We start from the raw sequence: 16,395 nt of genomic DNA, 5'->3' as shown, positions 1-16,395 counted from the left end.
TCAGGGGTCGTTGTCGATCAGCGCGGGAATGGGTGCGCCGCGGGCGCGGGCGCGTTGCGCAAGGTGTTCGATGGCCGTCGCGGCCTGAAGCGGCACAACGCCATTGCCAAGGGCCTTGAGCTGGGCGGCCCGGGACAGTCCGGGAACGGCAGTGACATGACCGGGAGGAAGGCCCATCATCCATTCCACTAGGCCAGGGTTCAGGCGTCCCATAGCGTCGGTTGGACGGGGAGCGGTACGGCCGATGACAGGGGCCCATCGGGCCACGGCCCCGGCATACGGTCCCCAGATTTCTTCCGGCGCGAGCACGGAAGCGGGGTCTGGCGCATCTGCGCCGCGTGCCGCCTGCCGATCCGCGTGCCCGACGAGGTGGTGGTGCGATTCCTGGCGTGGGGCGGTGTGGCAAGGCCGGCCACGGTGCAGACCTCCGCGGCCAGGGATCGGCCGTGTGTCCCGGCTTCCTGTGACGGGGTGCGGCGCGTCTGCCGGTCCTCGTTCGGTGACGCTCTGGGGGTGGGGAGCAGGTCGATGGCGGTGCGCAGGTTCATGCCCCCGGCCCGTCCCTGGTGTCCCGCCCCGGCCGCTTCGGAGGCTGAGGGGGTGGGCAAGAGCAGGGCGGCGGCGGTCGGACAGCGCGGCTGACGTCCGCCCGGCCGGATCGGTGCAGCCGGACCGGTCAGCGTGCCGCCGGCGGCGGGCAGGCGGTCCAACGTGGTCTGACCTGTTGCCGGGCCTTGGCGGATGGCCTGGGTCGGTCGGCCAGGTGAGGAGGAAGAGGCGGTTTCTCTGGTGGGGGGCACCCACGTCGGACGCACGTAGACAAGTCCACTCCGCATCGAACCCGATGCGGGCAAGATCGGCGAGGACGTTGCCGTAGCCCACGCCAACGTGAGCTGCGACGTTTTCAAACACCCCAAGTCGGGGTCGTAGAACGCCAAGGGCGGCGGCGATGTGAGGCCAGATGTGCCGGGGATCGTTCACTCCTTTCCGCTGGCCGGCAGTGCTGAAAGGCTGGCAGGGGTATCCGCCCAGGAGCACGTCGACCGGTTCGACACCGGTCCAGTCAGTAGCCGTGATGTCGCCGAGGTTGGGAACGTCGGGGTAGTGGTGAGCGAGGATGCGGGCGGGGCCAGGGTCGGGGTCTGCAACCCACGTGACCGTGCCGCCGAATACGGCCTGCACGGCCATGTCGAGGCCGCCGTATCCGGAGCACAGAGAACCGATCCGCAGCGCCTGCCCGTCTGCCGACCCCTCCGTGGGGCCCCCGCTCCGGTGCGGGGAGGCCAGAAGGGGCTGGGTCAGAACGCCGGTGGTCACGCGGTAGTGCGCGGGACCTTCAGCGCGGCCCACTGGAGCGGGCCGGGCCAACCGTCACACTCGTGCGGCGCGTCGCCCAGCTTGCGCTGCCACTTCTGGAAGCTTGCGCGGTCGGCGGACGTCCACTGCGGCCCGGGGCCCTCGCGGTAGGCGGAGCAGCCCTCTTCGACGAGGCGGCGGCCCATGGCGGTGATGATCGGCGAGTCGGGTGCGTCGCGGAACCACTGCTCACCGGGGAACGGCTCGAACTCACTGGCCCCGCGGTCCCGCCCGTGCTCGGCCCCGTCCTCGCCGGCCGGGATGTCGTCCGTACTGGCCTCGTGGCCGAAGAACGTGATGCCGGACCGACCTCGCCAATCCGGGTCGGCCAGGACGACGCCCTCGGGGTAGTCGGGAATCCCGTAGCCGTGAATGTAGGAGCTGCGGCGGAGGCGGGTCTTCAGGTAGACACCATCGCCCTCGGCGGACCCGTTCGAGTTCGTGTTGCCTTCCACGGTGGTGATTTCGTCGTCCGTGTACGCGACGACAATGCCCGTGTGGGAGCCGCCGCCTGCGCCGAAGTAGACGATGCCGCCGATGACGGGGTAGTCGGTGTAGCGGTCGCGGTCCTGGAACCACTGGACGCCCTCCCAGCACGAGGCCGTGACGGGGGCCAGGTCTGCCGCACCGGCCTCCTGGAAGCACCAGCTCACGAACGTGTGGCACCAAGCTTCACCCTGGGCCCACTCAAGGCCGGGTACGGCCGGCGCGTACTTCTGGATGTTGTTCCAGTCACCGTCCTCACGGCCTTCGTGGTACCCGACTTCATCGCGGGCGGTATTGATCACATCAAGTGCAAGGGACATGCAAATGGCTCCCGTTGGGGCATAGAGAAAGCCCCGGCCGGGTGACGGCGCGGGGCGGGGAAAAAGGTTGGCAATGAGGGCGGCTCACGCCGACCGGGTGGTGATCAGGCGTCGATGGCGAACCTGATGCTGTCCAGATAGATCCACTTCACCGGTGACTGCACCTGGGCTTGTAGCTGGCCCGGGTAGGGGTCGGTGCCGGACGTGACGTCGATGCGAATCGAGCTGTTCTTGACCGCGTTGAAGCTGGTGGCGCAGATGAAGGAACGCATGTACTTCGGCCGTGCCTCCGGCGGCAGGACGGCCAGCAGCCAGCTGTCAGCGACGTTGAAGTCCTTGCCGTCCTTGCGCTCTACGGACCCGCTCAACTCGATCGTGCCGTTAACCAGGCGCCATCTGGGGTTACCGCCGTGCGCGGCGACGTCGGAGGGCAGGGGCAGGGGCTGCCAGGGACCGGGCGACAAGGGCGTCCAGGTGCCGTTGGTGTAGATCTCCATGCGGTCTTCGGCCTGGAGGTAGGCGAGCTTTCCGGGGACGGCCCGTTCCGGGGATGCCGCGCGGGCGGCGGCATTGGCGTACACGCTCTGGGTCAGGGCGTACACCCGCTCATCCACGATGTCCCGAGGGGCGATGGCGCCGGCCTGCGGGGCCACGGCTACCCGGCACAAGGGGACGTCGAAGACCCCGTCCTGCCCCTGGCTGAGCGCGGGGGGCTGGGGCTGGGCTGCCGGGGTGCCCTGGAGGTAGGCGATGGAGATGCGCTGGCCGGTGCGGGTCAGGCGGACAGTGATCCGGTCGACGCGCGGCTGGGTGCCGACATTGGCGGCGATCACCACGTGGCGCTCGGCGTCGGAGTAGTAGTGGAAGCCCTGAACGGTGGCGTGACCGGGTGCGATGTTGACGGTCATGTCCTGGCCGGTGGCCGTGGTGGCGAGGGGGTCGGCGGGATCGCTGGTGCGCGGGGCGCGGATGCCGTCGGTCTGCCACATGGACGTCATCTGTGACCACTGCTCGCTCGTGACAGTCGTGCCAGCGCCACTATCGAAGGGGAAATAATACTCAGCCACATTGCCCTTTCTATGAAGGTTCCTCAATAAACGTTGCCCAAAATTGCAGCGCTAGAGCGAAGCGAAGGAAGGCCGCACCAGTCAGGAGCAACAGCTTTCGCACCCGGTCATGAGTCTTGAGGGCGAGGAGCAATTTCGTTGACACGAATAGCAGAATCACGCACGCCGACAAGGCGCCCTCAATGAACACGAAGCACAATGTCACAAAAGCCAGAAACAGGGCGATGTTCAGAATCCACTCAAGAACTGTACCCACCCAGACAAAGTGGAAAAGCCCGACCTTCTCCCGATAGAGGTCCAAATTCAAATGAATTCGCAGCAGGAACGTTCGGTACAGCAGGTACCCCAACCCACCCAGGCAAGCACAGGCAAGCGTGAACCAGGCCAACGGCGGGGCCGCTTTACGGGCCATCGCCCGGAGGGTGGCGGGCTGGCTGCGCGAATCTCCCGCGAAGGCGACCACGTACGCACCTAGGTCATACAAGCCGCACCGGGCAGCCGTTGCCCACCTGCCCAACCGATCCTTTCCGATAATCTCAGGAGTGCAGCAATAGAACGAAAGTGCCAGAAAAACGATTGCCAGTCGATTGCATGAATTTGCGCCCACGTTCGCCTCTTCACGAATACCCTTTTCGAACAAGATGCCACAGGTGCGCCGCTTGCGCTTAAAACATCAGTACCGGGTGTTGAGTTTGTGAACGGCTTGCCAAAGCTGCCGCACCTGGGTGTAGAGGGCGGGGGTTTGGGTGGCGGCCTCGGTGCCGACGGTGGCCTGTACGGAGCTGGCGTCCACGGTGTCCGTCAGGTGCACCTCGCGGACGGGGTGGACGAGGTCTGTGCCGGCGGTGGTGGTGACGGTGACCGTGTCGCCCGTGCGGTAGTCGCGGCCGTACTGGCACTGCTCGGTGTCGACCGGCGCCAGGGACAGTTCGGCCTGCGCTCCACCCTGCTGAAGGGCGTTGGTGGCCGAGGTGCGCAGGGACCGGAACTGCTCGTCGGTGTCGTCCAGTCGCTCCGGAATGGCGGTGTCGCGCTGGTCTACGAACGTCTCCCCCACCCGGGCCCACTCGGCTTCGGCATCGGGGGCGGCCCATTGCCAGAAGAACCTGTCCTTGCCCTGCCCCTGAGCGGCGACGACGGCGCGCGTCGTGCGGGGCGCGGTGAGCTGGTAGGAGTACGAGCCGAGGTTGCCCAGGTCGGTTGAGAAGCGGACCGCTCCGCGTAGGTCGCGGGTGGTGCCGATCTGGAGGGCGAGGCGGGGCGTGGTGGGGTCGGGCTGGGTGATCCGCACGGCCAGGTCGGCCGTGGTGGCGAGGGTCTGCGTCGCGGACAGGAGGGTGTCGAAGCGCAGGGAGACCTTCGTGGCGTCGCCGAGGCCGGTGGTCGGGCCGGGGTCTAGGCCCAGGACGCGCCGACCGGGCAGGGCTGCCGGTCCGGCGTTGGCGGCAACGAGGCGGTTGATGATGTCGCCGGCCGGGCCTGCGGCCGTCCAGTAGTCGACGCTGTAGCGGCCGTTGCCGGTGTCGGGGGCGCGGGTGGGGTCGGGGAAGGCGAGGCGGGCGGCGAGTGCGGTGTTGTCGCAGACGCCGGAGAAGGTCAGTGTGCCGCCGCTGGTGGCTGACCAGTCGTCACGGATGCTGGTCAAGGGGCCGGTGAGCAGGGGTTCGGGGGCGTGGTCGGACCAGATCATCACCCCGTGGCCGCTGGCAAAGAGCCCGGCGTGGGGGTGGTCGGCGGGGAGGACGAGGGTCCAGGTGCCGACGTCGAGGTGGCGGACGATGACGTCCAGGGAGGTGTAGGAGTCGATCTGTCCTATGCGGCGGAGGGCCGCGTCGCGGACGTCGACGCGGTAGCGCCGCAGGGTCAGGCTCCGAGGTGTCGTGGCTGATAGGTCAGGGTGACCGCGGACTCTTCCGACGCGCCGGTGGCGGTGAGGGAGATGCGGTTCTCCCCGGGGATGAGCTGCCACAGGGAGGCCGGGCCCGTGAGGTAGGGCCAGAGGTTTTCGCCGCGGGTGCCGTCGGGGTTCTCCAGGTGGACGGCCTTGATGCCGGGGCGGGTGTCGATCACGACCGTCCGGCCGACGGGGATGCCGTAGGACAGCGTGAGCTGCTGGCCGGTGGTGCGGTTGGCCAGGCGGAGGGGGATGACGGGCTGGCCTGCGTCCTGCTGGCCGAGGGGGCCGGTGATCCGCCATACAGGCCACGCCTCCACGTCGGTGGTGACCTGGACCGGCAGACCCTCGTCACCGATCACGCTCGGCGCGATCCGCACCGGGAAGAACGGGCTCATGTGCGCCTCGCCGGTGGTCGTGGGGTCGAGGCGGGACAGGGTGAGGTGGTCGACGTCCAGCGGGGTGCCGTCGGCTTGGACGACCGGCCGCACCGTGGCCGTGCCGACGGGCATCGTGCCGGGACCGGACTCCACCGGGTAGGCCACGCTGCTGGTGGCCGGGGAGGCGTTCTCGAGCGCCCGCCCTCGGGCGTAGCCGATGACGTCCACCCACCCGTCGGCGTCCAAGAGCGCGCGGCCGGCGGCGGTGATGAACCGGGTCCCACCATGCACCGGTGCACCGACGGCAGTGAGGCCGGCCAGGCCGACCGATACGGACGTCTGCGCGTCGGCAGCGGCCTTGTTGCTGCGGCGGACCCGGGCGTTCAGCCGGTACAGGCTCGTCCCGTCGTAGGGGACCGCGGTCGTCGCCTCCGCCCGGACACCGGCGGCAAGGCGGGTGTACTGGCCGTCCGAGCCCCGGGGGTCGGTCAGGACCGTTCCGGCCGCGCCGGAGGAGGTCCAGGCGGAGGGGTTGTTCATGGTGTCGGACAGCAGCGCTGTCCAGGACCCGGCGGGGTGGGAGAGGAACGCGGGCGCTCCGTGGACGCGGAAGGTCTCGGCTCGCTCGTCGCCGTACCAATAGGGGTCGGGGGCGGTGAGCTGGAGCCCGTACCGGGTGAAGGTCAGGCCAGCGCTGTCACTGCCCTCGTCGCCTTCCATGCCGGCGGTGTAGTGGACACGGATGCTGCGGGCGGTGCCGTCGGCCTCCGCCACCCGCAGCACGCACGGGCCCCGGTCGGCGACGAGGGCAGCGACGAAGCGCCGCTTCAGCGCCAGGAGTTCCGGGCGGGTGGGCGCCCACAGCACCAGCGGGAGTTGGATGCGGCGGGAGGCGGCGCGGGTCTTGACCAGACGGCCGCCGTCCATCCCCGCGTACTCCGTGACCGTGGCCTGTACCGGCGGGGCGTCCATGCCGGTGGGGCCGGGGAGGATCGCGATACAGGCCCCTTGGTGGGACAGGTCCGCGGTCAGAAGGAACTCTTGGCCGCTGCCGGTGGTGAGAGTGACGCGGGGTGGGGCGTCGGCCCCCGCGTGCTCTGATTCGGGGAGGATTCCGGCGGAGACAACGGCGGACGGTGAGTTCAGCGTGGCCAGTAAGCTCACGCGCCAACCCCCCTTTCTCGCATGGGTGGTTGGCGCGTGGGCCGTGCTGGTCAGGCGTACAGGGCGTCCGCGAATTTCAGCGCGGACACGATCTGCTGTTCCGTGGGGATGCCGGGTACGGCGTGCAGGTGAATGACCGGCGCCGCACCGGCAGTTGTGCCGTTCCCAGACGGGGTGTTGAGGCCCTTTGAATCGGCGATCATGTCCCACTGGGTGGGTGTGAAAACGGGCTCGGGGTGGCCTAGCCCGTTGTAGACGAGGGACAGGCCCGGGGGCAGGTAGCCGCCGGAGTCGTAGCCGCCCGGTCGGTCCAGGGCGGACAGTGACCCATATCTATGCAGGGCGTAATTCAGGCCGGAATAGATATTGGCAAGCGGGTTAACGGACGTCCCGTACAGGAAAGGGCCCGTATTCCGGAAAGGACCCGCATACGCATCGAAGGTCGGCCCGATCACCTGCATCAAACCGACAGACGGAGTGCCGTCCTGCCAGTTGATATCCCAGGTATTGACGATGTTCGAGTTTCCGCCCGATTCATCATTCATGCGGCGGAGGACAGTATCGAGCCAGGACGCCGGCTGCCCGAGCATGCTCAGGGCCTGGAGCACTTGCGGCGTCCAGCGGGTGACCCCGCTACCGCCAGTGTCACCTCCCATCTGCGGGCTTCCGCCTGCGGAGAAGAACCCCTTCACGAAGTCGGTGACGGTGTCCTTCAGGCCCATGACCGGCGTCCGGAACACCTCGCCGATCATCTGCGACCACTTCGCCGCGTCCAGGCTGCCCAGGTCTCCGAGGACGGGCTTCAGCAGGGCATCCATGGCTTGGCCGGGGTTGGCCAGCATGTCGGCGGCACCCTTGACGCCGCGCCACGTCTTGGTGGCCTTGTCGCTCGTCCAGTCCCACGCCTTACCGGCGGATTCCTTGCCCCAGTCGAGGGCCGAGCCGAGAATGCCGCCCTTGGCGAGCATCTGCGTGCCGGCGGCTTGGAGGAGGCCGAGGGCACGTGCCCGGTATCGGGGATCGGTCGGGATGACGTATTCCGGGTAGCGGGGGTTTCCCTCGCCGACGATGGCCGTCGGGCGGTTAAAAACCCCGGGGCGGACCGGCAGAGGTCCGCCGGCGGCAAGCAACGGGAGTTTCTCCATTTTCAGCTTGTCGCCGATGCCCGGAATCCAGCCGGTCAGGGTGTTCCAGATGTCAAGGACGCCCGAGTTCCATACGGTCCCGATCACGAAGTTGACCGGGTCTTTCGTGGCCCCTTCGATTTTCTTCCACGCAATCGCGATTCCGTCCTTCGCGTGCGCGAAGGCGGAGGAGACTGCGCCGATTCCGTCCTTCAGGGCGACGAACGCGGGCTGAATTCCGTTCTGCCACCCCCACGTGATGGCGTCGGATATCAAGCGCCACACCGGCTTGACGATGCTGTAGTACAGCCACGAGATCGTGGGGCCGAGGATGTCCTTCAGGAAGGAGGAGAACGCGCCGACCGCGGGCCGGATGACGTAGGTCCAGGCGGCGACGATCGCCGCACCGATCAGCGCGAAGGTGGGCTTCACGACGGCGTCGTAAAGAAGGACGATGACCGGCCACAGGATGTTCTTTATGAACGACCAGAAAAGCTGGAGGGTCGGCCAAATCACGTCCAGCCAGACGGTTTTGATGACCTGGCCGATGAGCTGGAACATGGGCCAGACAACGGCCTGGGCGAAGTCGCGGACGACCGGGAAGAGGGTGTTCGCGATGATCGACCACAGGGCCGACAGGACCGGCTGAAGCACTCCGGTCCACACCGCGAAGACGATCTGCCCGATCATCTGGAACGCGGGGACAACCGCGCCCTGCCACAGCCACAGGACGGCCGGGACGACCCGCGTCATGATGAAGTCGGCGAGCCAGGAGAACGCCGGCTGAACGTACGCCGCCCAGATAGTTGAAAACTGGACCGATATCCAGGCAAAAAAAGGGGAGAGCGTGGAGTTCCACAGCCACATGAAGGCCGGGACCACCCGGTCCATGACAATGCCCGCGATCCACGCGAACACCGGCTGAATGACCGTGGTCCAGGCGAGGAGGCAGGCCGCCTTGATGACGTCCCAGCACGCCGTCACCCCGTCGCGGAACCATGAGAACCGCTGCCAGAGGTAGACGACGGCCAGGCCCAGGGCGACGAGGGCGCCGATCACCAGCAGGATCACGTCCATCGTCCAGCCGACAGGCGTGGCCTGGACGAGCAGCGCCATCGCCGTCGTGGCGGCGTTGACCAGCCATTCCGCAACGGCGATGGCGCGCAGGCCGAGGCTGATGGTGATCAGCGCAACGCCGATGGCCTCCAGGACGCCCGGCGGGACCAGGGAGACGAGGCGGGCGAGGTCGCCGACGAAGAGCAGCGTGACCCCAGACATCGGCTGAACGGCCGTCCAGACGTTGCCCAAAGTCGTGCCGATATCCCGGAGAATTCCGCCAACTACCGGCCCGTTCTGGCGAATTCGCGCGAGGAAGGCGGCGAAGCCGGGTGAGTCGCGGAGACGGTCGCCCCACTCAGAGAAGCGTTTCGCCTGATCGACCAGGCGCTGAGTGAAGCTCTCCGTGTGTGGCAGGGCGGCTTCCAGCGCGCCCGCAAAGCCCTTGAAGAAGTACCCGAGTGCGATCCCGGTATTCCGGATGGCAGGCCGGATGGCGTGCGTCAGGTCATCACGGAAGCGATCCCAGAAAGGGGTTTTGAAGTCCGCCGCCGTGGCATCCATCAACTCCCGGGTACCGGCCGCTGCTTCGCGCACCAAGGGCGTGAAAGCGGGCAGGGATGCCCGCACGCCGTTGAGGCCGCGGGTGAAAAGCGGCATCACCTCCGGCTGAAGCGACGCCGACCAGTCCTTGAATCCCTCCTTCAGCGCCACGACGGCGTCGAAGGTGGCGCGGGCGGCCGGCGACAGCTCGTCGAGGGCGCGGCGGTACTTCTGCGCGGCCGTGTCCGCCGTCGACGTGGCGTCGGCCGTCTGCATGTGGGCCGCGGCCACCTGCCGCTCAGCGGCAGCGATCGTGTCGGCCGCCGCGGCCTGGGCCCGCGCCACGCCGCGGACGGCGTCGGCTACCCGGGCCTGCGCGTCGACAACGGCGCGGGCCTGGTCAGCGACGCGCTCGTGGGCCTGCGCGGCGGCGTCCTGCGCGCGCCGCACCCCCTCCGCGCCATCAACGCCGGCCGCGTTCGCCCGGCGGGCGTCGGCCTCCAGACGCTTGTGCGCGAGGGACTGTTCCTTCAGGCCCTGGACGGCCTGGTCGTAGGTGAGCTGGGCTTGATCCCGCTCCAACTGGCTTGCGGCGGGGTCGGCCCGGACCTTCTCCAGGTCCTGTTTGGCCTGCGTCAGGCGCAGCGTCGCCGCCCGCTCGGACAGGGCGGAGTCGGTGACCTGGTTGTTCAGGTCCTCCAGCTGCCGGACGGCGTCGGCACGGGCCCGGGTCAGCTCCTGCTGCGCACGCCGCTCGTCGTCCTGGGCGCGTGCGAGTTGCTGTTCGGCGCGACGGACGCCGTCTTCGGCCTGGGCTACCTGCCGCTGTGCGGCGGCGATCTGCTCGGCGGCGGTGCGCTGCGCGGTGGCCAGGGCGCGAACGGCGCCTTCCTGCTGAAAGGCGCGCTGCGTGGCCTGGGCGGCGGCGCGGGCCCCGTTGTCGGTGGCCGCGGCGGCGGCGTCCTCGGCCGCCTTCTTGGCCTGGAGTGCCTGCGCGATCCCGATGATCGCCGGGGCGGCGACGGCGCCGAGGACGGCGAAGCCAGAGGCGGCAACGACGGTGGCCGCGGCGAGGCCAGCGACCTGTCCGGCGAGGATTTCCGCGCCGGGGACGGTGGCGAGGCCGGCCAGGGCGAGGGTAAGGCCCAGCGTCCCCAGCAGGGCCGGGGAGAAGTCGAAATCGATCCGCTTGCCGTCGAGGGCGTCGGCCTGCGCGCGGACCGCGGCCAGGGCGGCGGATGCCTGCGCGGCATCCACCCGGACGTCGAGGTCCGCGTCCGAGGCGGCCAGGACGGCCAGGCGGGCCTGGACGGCGTCGATCTGCGCCATGGCCGCGCCGGCATCGACATCGATGCCGATCCGGGCCGTGGCAAGGGTGGTGAGCTGGGCGCGCAGCGTGGCGAGCTGGGCGCGGGCGGGTTCGGTGTCCGCCGTGATGTTGATCTCCGGCAGGGCGGCCTGCGCGGCCTGGACCTGGGCCCGCAGACGGCCGCCGAAACTGCCGTCGGTCTCCAGGCGGACGACACCGGGGCGGGCGGTGATCCGGTCGATCTCCTCGCGGACCGCGGAGAGGTGGGCGCGGGCAGCGGCGGTGTCCGCGCGGATCGTCACGTCCGGGTGCGCGGCGCCCAGGCGCAGAAGCTCGGCCTCCAGGGCCTCGGCTTCCGCGCGGGCGGCCTCCGCGTCGATGTCGACCCCGACCGTCTTGCCGGCCAGGGTCTCCATGCGCACGCGCAGGGCCTGAAGGTCGGCGTCAGCCTCGTCCGTGTCCGCGCCGATAGTGATCTTCGGCAGCGTCCGGAACGCGGCCTCCAACCGGGTCTTCAGCGACCGGGCGAACGCGCCGCCCGTCTGCTCGCCCTCGCGGGTGGCCTGCTGGCGGGCCCGGGTGCCGCCCTGCCGGACGGCGTCGGGGATGGCATTGCGGATCGCGGGGGCGAGGGCGGCGGCGATGTCGCGGCCGAGGGTGGTGCCGATCTGCGCGCCGCCGCCGACACCGGCGGTCATGGCCTGCGTGAACGCCTGCCCGGCCAGGCGCCCGGCCTCCTGCCCCGCGGTCGTGGCAGGTTCGGCAAGCGCGGTCCGCAAACGCTGGCCGATTCCCCGGGTGTTGGGGATGACCTGGACCTCGACGGAGCCGACGACGATTGCCACGGCGGCCCTCCTTACGTGCGGGAGTGGCCGCCGATCAGGCGAGCGTTACGCGGGCGGGTCGGGAGTGCCGTTGATGATCTGCAACAGCGTCTGCGCCGCCGCATCGCTCATGCGCGGGCGGAGGTCGCGGGTGCGGGGGACGCCGGGGCGCGGGACCGGCGAGGGCGCCTCCGGCTTCTTGCCGCCGCTGGTGTTGACCAGGGCGTAGTAGTGCGTGAGGCGGTTGACTGCGTCGATGGTCTGCGCGAGGAGCAGGTCAGTCTGGGACCAGCGGCCCCGGGACGGGTCGGCGCCTTCGGCCTGCGCGTCGAGGTCGGCCGGCGGGGCGTTGTTGCGCAGGGCGGTCATGGTCGCTGCCTCGGGCGGGAGGTGCTCGATCATCACGCGTACCTGCCGCCAGGTGAGACGGCCCCGGTGCAGGTCCAGCAGGTCCGTACCGGGGTAGTACCGCCGTAGGTCTGCTTCTACCGCTTCCGCATGCTCTTCGAGGACCCGGTGCGTCCACTGGACTTTCCCAGCGCCTCGCCACCGGCCTCAGCGACCTGCGCGACCCACTTGCCGATCTCGTCCTGCGTCGGGTCGCCCTCGTACCAGGCATCGACGTCGTCGGGGTGAAGCACGCTCTCGGCGAAGCGGTCGAGGTCACCTGAGTTCAGGGCGCGCAGGTGGGAGGCGCGCCAGCGCTGCGAGGGCAGGGCACGCACCGGGTAGCCGGCCAGCTCCACCGGCACGTAGTCGGTGGTCGCGTCGGTCTCCTGCCCCGCCGTGGCGCGGTCGGTCGTGGACGGGGCGGTCGTGGTCACGGTCATGGGTCCTTAGAAGTTCAGCCGGCCGAGCCGGGGTGATGTGAGGAGGGGGAAGCAGGCGCGGGAGGCCGGGGGCGGGTCAGCTCTTGGTGGTCGGCAGATCCTTCGGCACGACCGGGGCCTTCGCCGTGAACTGGTGGTACACGGTGTTGTTCGCCGCGTCCGGGTAGGCGGTGATCTTCACCTCGTAGCCCACCATGTCCTCGCCCTTGTACTGGACGTCCGACCGGTCAGTGATCTCGCCCGACGGCACGTAGAAGCCTTCGAGCGAGTCGCCGTCGGCCACGATGAAGTAGAACGACCGCCGGTCGGGCGACGGGGACGCGCTCTCCGCGAACTTGGCCACGCCGTCAGGGCCGGGGGCGAGGTCCGCGGCCGGGATGCGGAACATCAGGCTCTTGACGACGGGGCTCTTCGTCTCCCACATCGTCACGCCGAAAGTCCGCACCGACTTGGTGACCTGGGTACGGAAGGCCGAGGTCACACCCCACGGGGTGAACTCCTTCGAATCCTCGTCAATGCCGTACTTCAGGCCGTCGTCAGAGATGGCACCCAGGCCCGCCCAGGGGGCGGCGGGGACGCCGAGGGCGATCGGGCCGGCGGTGCCTTCCGGCGCGACCCAACCGCCGCCGTTCGCACCGACCATGGCCAGGTCGGCCGCACGGGTGATCTGAATCAAGAGGGGCTTCCTTCGAAAGGGCAGGCCACCGCCAAGGGTGGGCGGAGGCGAGGCGGAGCGGTAGTTCAGGGGTGCCGGTGCAGGCGGATTGCGTAGGTGCCGCCGATCCGCGTCACGGCCGGGTTGTCCCACGGCCGCCACGCCGGGGCGGAGACGGTGGAAGCAGCGGTGAACACCGCGGCGGCCGTCGGGACAACGGCTCCGGGCAGGGAGCCGAGAAGCGCGTCACGGGTACGGGCGGCCAAGCCGGCGGCCTGGGCCCTGGTGGCAGCGAAGGCGTCGATGTCGACCACGGCCAGGTCGAGACGGAACCCGTCGTCGCCGCCCCCGATCCGCTGGAGACGCAGGAGGGGGACGGCGTGGTCCAGGTCGGCGGGGGCATCAGTGCACACCCGCACGCCTATGCGGGGGGTCAGCCAGGCGATCAACGCCGCTTCAGCGTCCGGCCACATCACGTGTCCCGGCGGCTGGTCGCGGCTCGCAGAAGGGTGTGGTGCGCCGGGGCACCGTCACCGCCGTACTCCACGAACCGGGCGTGACGCGCGGTGTTGATCACGACGGCGCCCGTGCGGTCCTTGCGCACACCCATCCGGCGCCGGGCCCACACCTCGAACGACGCCTTATAGGTGCCGGAGTCCACGGGGGCAGTAGCCTCGGCCACTGCCTTGATCTCCTCCGCACGCTCCACCAAGGCCACTGCGATCATGGAGGAGTTGAGGAGCTGACGGACCCCAGCCCGGTTGACCTTCACCTTCGGTGGCACGACGACGGCCCCCTTCCTCTACAGCCTGTGGACAAGGGGCTATCCCGTGACGCGGCGAGCGGTGATCTGCACGCCTGCGGTGGTGCCGGTAAGGGGGGACCGGTAGACCTCTACCGGCCCGTGGACGGTGTAGGTCAGGCCGCGAATCCGTAGCCGGTCGGTGGGCCGGATGTCGGCGGTCACGGGGGCGTAGATCGCCAAGTGTTCGGTGACGGTGTCCTGGCCGCCCACGATCTCGCCGCCGGGGCCCGGGGCGATCGCGCATCCGGGCAACGGGTGCTCCTCGTCGGGGCCGGGCGTGTCGTTGCCGTAGATGTCCCGGACGGGCGGGCCGGGGCGCAGGACGGTGACCGTCTCCCCGAACCGTGACGGGGGCAGGCTGATCACTGGTCGTACCACCACGGCAGATCCCACGACGCCGGGCGGCCCGGCGGCGCCCCTGCCCCGGGTGGGGTCGGGTTGATGGTGAAGGCGCCGCCACGGCCGGCCATGAGCTTGAGCGACCGGCGTTCGTCGCGGGTCATGTACAGACCGGCCTGGGAATGGGGCCGCTGGACGCTGTACGGACCGATCGTCTCGGCCACGATGCCTTGCGGGTTGGCGTACGCGCGGGCGGCGACCGACAGGACGACGGCGCCAGCACCCTCGGGAAGGGGACTCACCACGGCCCGGCACAGGGCCTCGGCCTGGGCGATGATCATTCGCGCCCGGTCTTCTTGCACGTCCTGGCCGAGGAGGTCGGCGAGGTCTTGCGGCGTAACAGCAGACAACAGCGATCACCGCCCTTGCCGCGTGCGTATGGACGTGTCTGACCGGACGGGGCGTCGTTGATCCGGCCACCAGGCCGTGATGATGAGCGGCCCATATGACAGGAGTGCAGCGATGATCTTGCCCCACGTCGGTCCGCTCTTGGGCTTGGCCGCAGCCGGGATCCACGCCTTCGTCGGGCTCTTGGCCGGCCTCTTCTGAGAGCAGCACACTTCCCGTGGCGTCGGGCTGGGGAAGCCTCGGGGGCTCCCCTCGGCCCGACGCCGCCCAGCCCTGAAGCCTAGGCGGCCAGTGTGAAGTCGCTCTGCTTCGGTGCCTTCGGCGCGATGGCAGGCGCGGTGTAGGTGACGAACGCGCTCTTGTCGCCGATCGTGAACCCATAGTGGGCCTCGCACAGCATCAAGATCAGGTTCTCCTGGAAGGCGCTGTGTACGTGGCCGTCGGCGTCGACGTAGGTGCCGACGTCGGTTGTCTTGATCGAGATGTCCATGCCCACGCCGTAGACGGCCTGGTCCCAGTCACCGGCGACCGCGCGAAGGCCCGTGTCGGCGGTGCTGGACTGCCTGTTGAGCTTGCCGCCCACGCCCCGGTTGTAAGCAACGGGGTAGCCAATGAGGGAGCCTCGGGAGACGGTGCCCTGTCCCGCCGGGTCCGGTACGAACATCGGGCGACCGTTGGTGTCGGTGGCGAGCAGCAGCTCGGGCTTCAGGAGCGGGTCGGCCACGAAACCGGTGGTGTCGTAGCCAGCCGCGGCAACGCTCTTCAGGCCGGTGACTACATCGGCGTAAATACCGCCCTTGGACTGAGCAGTCGTGCCAAGAGCCACGGTGTTGGGCGTGGCGGTCAGGTGGTCCTCGAACGGGCCCTTCGCGCCGGCCATGGTCTTGCCGTGGATGGCCGCGTAGTCGAAGGCGCGGCCGAGTGCGGTGGGCAGGTCGCGCTGAAGCTGCGCGTACACGCCCGCCGCATTGGTCATGGCCACTTCGGCGCTGACGGGGACGAGGACGGCGACCTTCTTGCCGCGCATGGTCCGCACGGTCATGGAGGTGGAGCCGAGAGGTTTGGTGCCCGCCTCGTCGACCCAGTCCGCGAGGGGGACGTCGCCGGACACGGGGATCGCGGTCTCGGCGGTGAGGGAGAGCGGCACGCGGCGGGCAAGCTGCATGACGGCCGAGGACTCTACGGCGCGGTCGAAGATTGGGGCGGTGATCTCCGGCGGGAGGAGCTGGGAGGGGACACCGCGGGTCTGGATCGGGGTGGTGCTGGCGATGGCGCGACTTCCTTAGCGGTGGAGGGAGTTGTGGAGGAGTCCGGCGAACAGCGCGGCGGGGTCGGCGGCGGTGTGCTGGCCGGAAGAGCCTTGCGAGGGGTCTGGCGGCATGAGGCGGTGGCCGGCCGGTGTGGGGGTGAGGTCGGCCAGCAGTTCGTCCGCGTCGGCCTCCAGTTCCTCCTGGGTGGTGCCGACGAGGCGTGCGGCCTGTCGGGCGGTGAGGCCCTTGGAGTGCGCGACCTGCGCGCGGATCAACTCGGCGCGGGTCTGTTCGGCCAGGCGCTCCGCGGCCTCCGCGCGCTCCGTAAGTCGCTGGGCCTCGGTCTTACCGGCCTCCTGGAGCTGATACAGCTGGGCGGCGGCGGGCTCCAGCTCGGCGACGCGCGCGGCATGGCCGGCTAGCTCGGCGGTAAGGCGCTCGATCTCCGTGCGGGCGGCGGTGGGGTCCTCCCAGGGGTGCGGCGCGTCGTCCTGGACGGCGGTTCCGTCCGGCGCGGTGGTGGGGTCAGGGTGGGGCATGAGTGACAGCCTCCGGGCGTGCAAAAGGCCACATCACAGGGGTGGG

Annotated in this window: 16 protein-coding genes and 1 pseudogene; all 17 read right to left on the bottom strand. The window is 69.6% G+C overall.

The features are described from left to right. Entirely contained in the window at positions 1–189 is a 189-nt protein-coding gene (locus tag ACOTKD_RS07615) for a hypothetical protein (RefSeq protein WP_424888413.1), read from the bottom strand. Between the two features lie 636 nt (positions 190–825). Next, positions 826–1,188, bottom strand: a pseudogene (locus ACOTKD_RS07610) (DNA cytosine methyltransferase); the annotation flags it as partial. A 125-nt stretch (positions 1,189–1,313) separates the two neighbouring features. Next, positions 1,314–2,162, bottom strand: coding sequence for a peptidoglycan-binding protein (locus tag ACOTKD_RS07605; RefSeq protein WP_424888102.1), 849 nt, complete (start codon positions 2,160–2,162; stop codon positions 1,314–1,316). A 104-nt stretch (positions 2,163–2,266) separates the two neighbouring features. After that, on the bottom strand, positions 2,267–3,160 hold the full coding sequence (locus ACOTKD_RS07600) for a hypothetical protein (RefSeq protein ID WP_424888101.1): 894 nt from the start codon (positions 3,158–3,160) through the stop codon (positions 2,267–2,269). A 79-nt stretch (positions 3,161–3,239) separates the two neighbouring features. Next, on the bottom strand, positions 3,240–3,692 hold the full coding sequence (locus ACOTKD_RS07595; RefSeq protein WP_424888100.1) for a hypothetical protein: 453 nt from the start codon (positions 3,690–3,692) through the stop codon (positions 3,240–3,242). A gap of 210 nt (positions 3,693–3,902) precedes the next feature. Continuing rightward, positions 3,903–5,198 (bottom strand): siphovirus ReqiPepy6 Gp37-like family protein, encoded by a 1,296-nt coding sequence (locus ACOTKD_RS07590; protein ID WP_424888099.1) that lies wholly within the window; start codon positions 5,196–5,198, stop codon positions 3,903–3,905. Further along, a complete protein-coding gene (locus tag ACOTKD_RS07585; protein WP_424888098.1) occupies positions 5,093–6,667 on the bottom strand; it encodes a hypothetical protein in 1,575 nt (524 codons plus the stop codon). The genes ACOTKD_RS07590 and ACOTKD_RS07585 overlap by 106 nt, the downstream gene beginning before the upstream one ends. A 50-nt stretch (positions 6,668–6,717) precedes the next feature. Then, the gene (locus tag ACOTKD_RS07580; RefSeq protein WP_424888097.1) at positions 6,718–11,544 is read right to left on the bottom strand and encodes a hypothetical protein; all 4,827 of its coding nucleotides are present in this window, start codon (positions 11,542–11,544) and stop codon (positions 6,718–6,720) included. 45 nt (positions 11,545–11,589) lie between these two features. Continuing rightward, a complete protein-coding gene (locus ACOTKD_RS07575) occupies positions 11,590–11,925 on the bottom strand; it encodes a hypothetical protein (RefSeq protein WP_424888096.1) in 336 nt (111 codons plus the stop codon). An 83-nt stretch (positions 11,926–12,008) separates the two neighbouring features. Beyond that, on the bottom strand, positions 12,009–12,353 hold the full coding sequence (locus ACOTKD_RS07570) for a hypothetical protein (RefSeq protein WP_424888095.1): 345 nt from the start codon (positions 12,351–12,353) through the stop codon (positions 12,009–12,011). A 76-nt stretch (positions 12,354–12,429) separates the two neighbouring features. Then, positions 12,430–13,029, bottom strand: coding sequence for a phage tail protein (locus ACOTKD_RS07565; protein WP_424888094.1), 600 nt, complete (start codon positions 13,027–13,029; stop codon positions 12,430–12,432). A 65-nt stretch (positions 13,030–13,094) separates the two neighbouring features. Then, on the bottom strand, positions 13,095–13,481 hold the full coding sequence (locus ACOTKD_RS07560; RefSeq protein WP_424888093.1) for a hypothetical protein: 387 nt from the start codon (positions 13,479–13,481) through the stop codon (positions 13,095–13,097). After that, on the bottom strand, positions 13,481–13,792 hold the full coding sequence (locus ACOTKD_RS07555; RefSeq protein ID WP_424888092.1) for an HK97 gp10 family phage protein: 312 nt from the start codon (positions 13,790–13,792) through the stop codon (positions 13,481–13,483). The genes ACOTKD_RS07560 and ACOTKD_RS07555 overlap by 1 nt, the downstream gene beginning before the upstream one ends. Before the next feature lie 39 nt (positions 13,793–13,831). After that, positions 13,832–14,194, bottom strand: coding sequence for a hypothetical protein (locus tag ACOTKD_RS07550; RefSeq protein ID WP_424888091.1), 363 nt, complete (start codon positions 14,192–14,194; stop codon positions 13,832–13,834). Then, positions 14,176–14,493 (bottom strand): hypothetical protein, encoded by a 318-nt coding sequence (locus tag ACOTKD_RS07545; RefSeq protein ID WP_424888090.1) that lies wholly within the window; start codon positions 14,491–14,493, stop codon positions 14,176–14,178. Before ACOTKD_RS07545 ends, ACOTKD_RS07550 begins: the two co-directional genes overlap by 19 nt. 347 nt (positions 14,494–14,840) lie before the next feature. Beyond that, on the bottom strand, positions 14,841–15,812 hold the full coding sequence (locus ACOTKD_RS07540; protein ID WP_424888392.1) for a phage major capsid protein: 972 nt from the start codon (positions 15,810–15,812) through the stop codon (positions 14,841–14,843). A 30-nt stretch (positions 15,813–15,842) separates the two neighbouring features. After that, positions 15,843–16,349: a hypothetical protein gene (locus ACOTKD_RS07535; protein ID WP_424888089.1), complete on the bottom strand. Its 507-nt coding sequence runs from the start codon at positions 16,347–16,349 to the stop codon at positions 15,843–15,845. Positions 16,350–16,395 lie beyond the last annotated feature (46 nt).

Origin of the sequence: Streptomyces sp. XH2 (assembly GCF_049725035.1) — a bacterium.
Lineage (GTDB): Bacteria > Actinomycetota > Actinomycetes > Streptomycetales > Streptomycetaceae > Streptomyces > Streptomyces roseoverticillatus.
The sequence above is the reverse complement of the archived record's forward strand: the minus strand, read 5'-3'. Positions and strand labels throughout refer to the sequence as shown.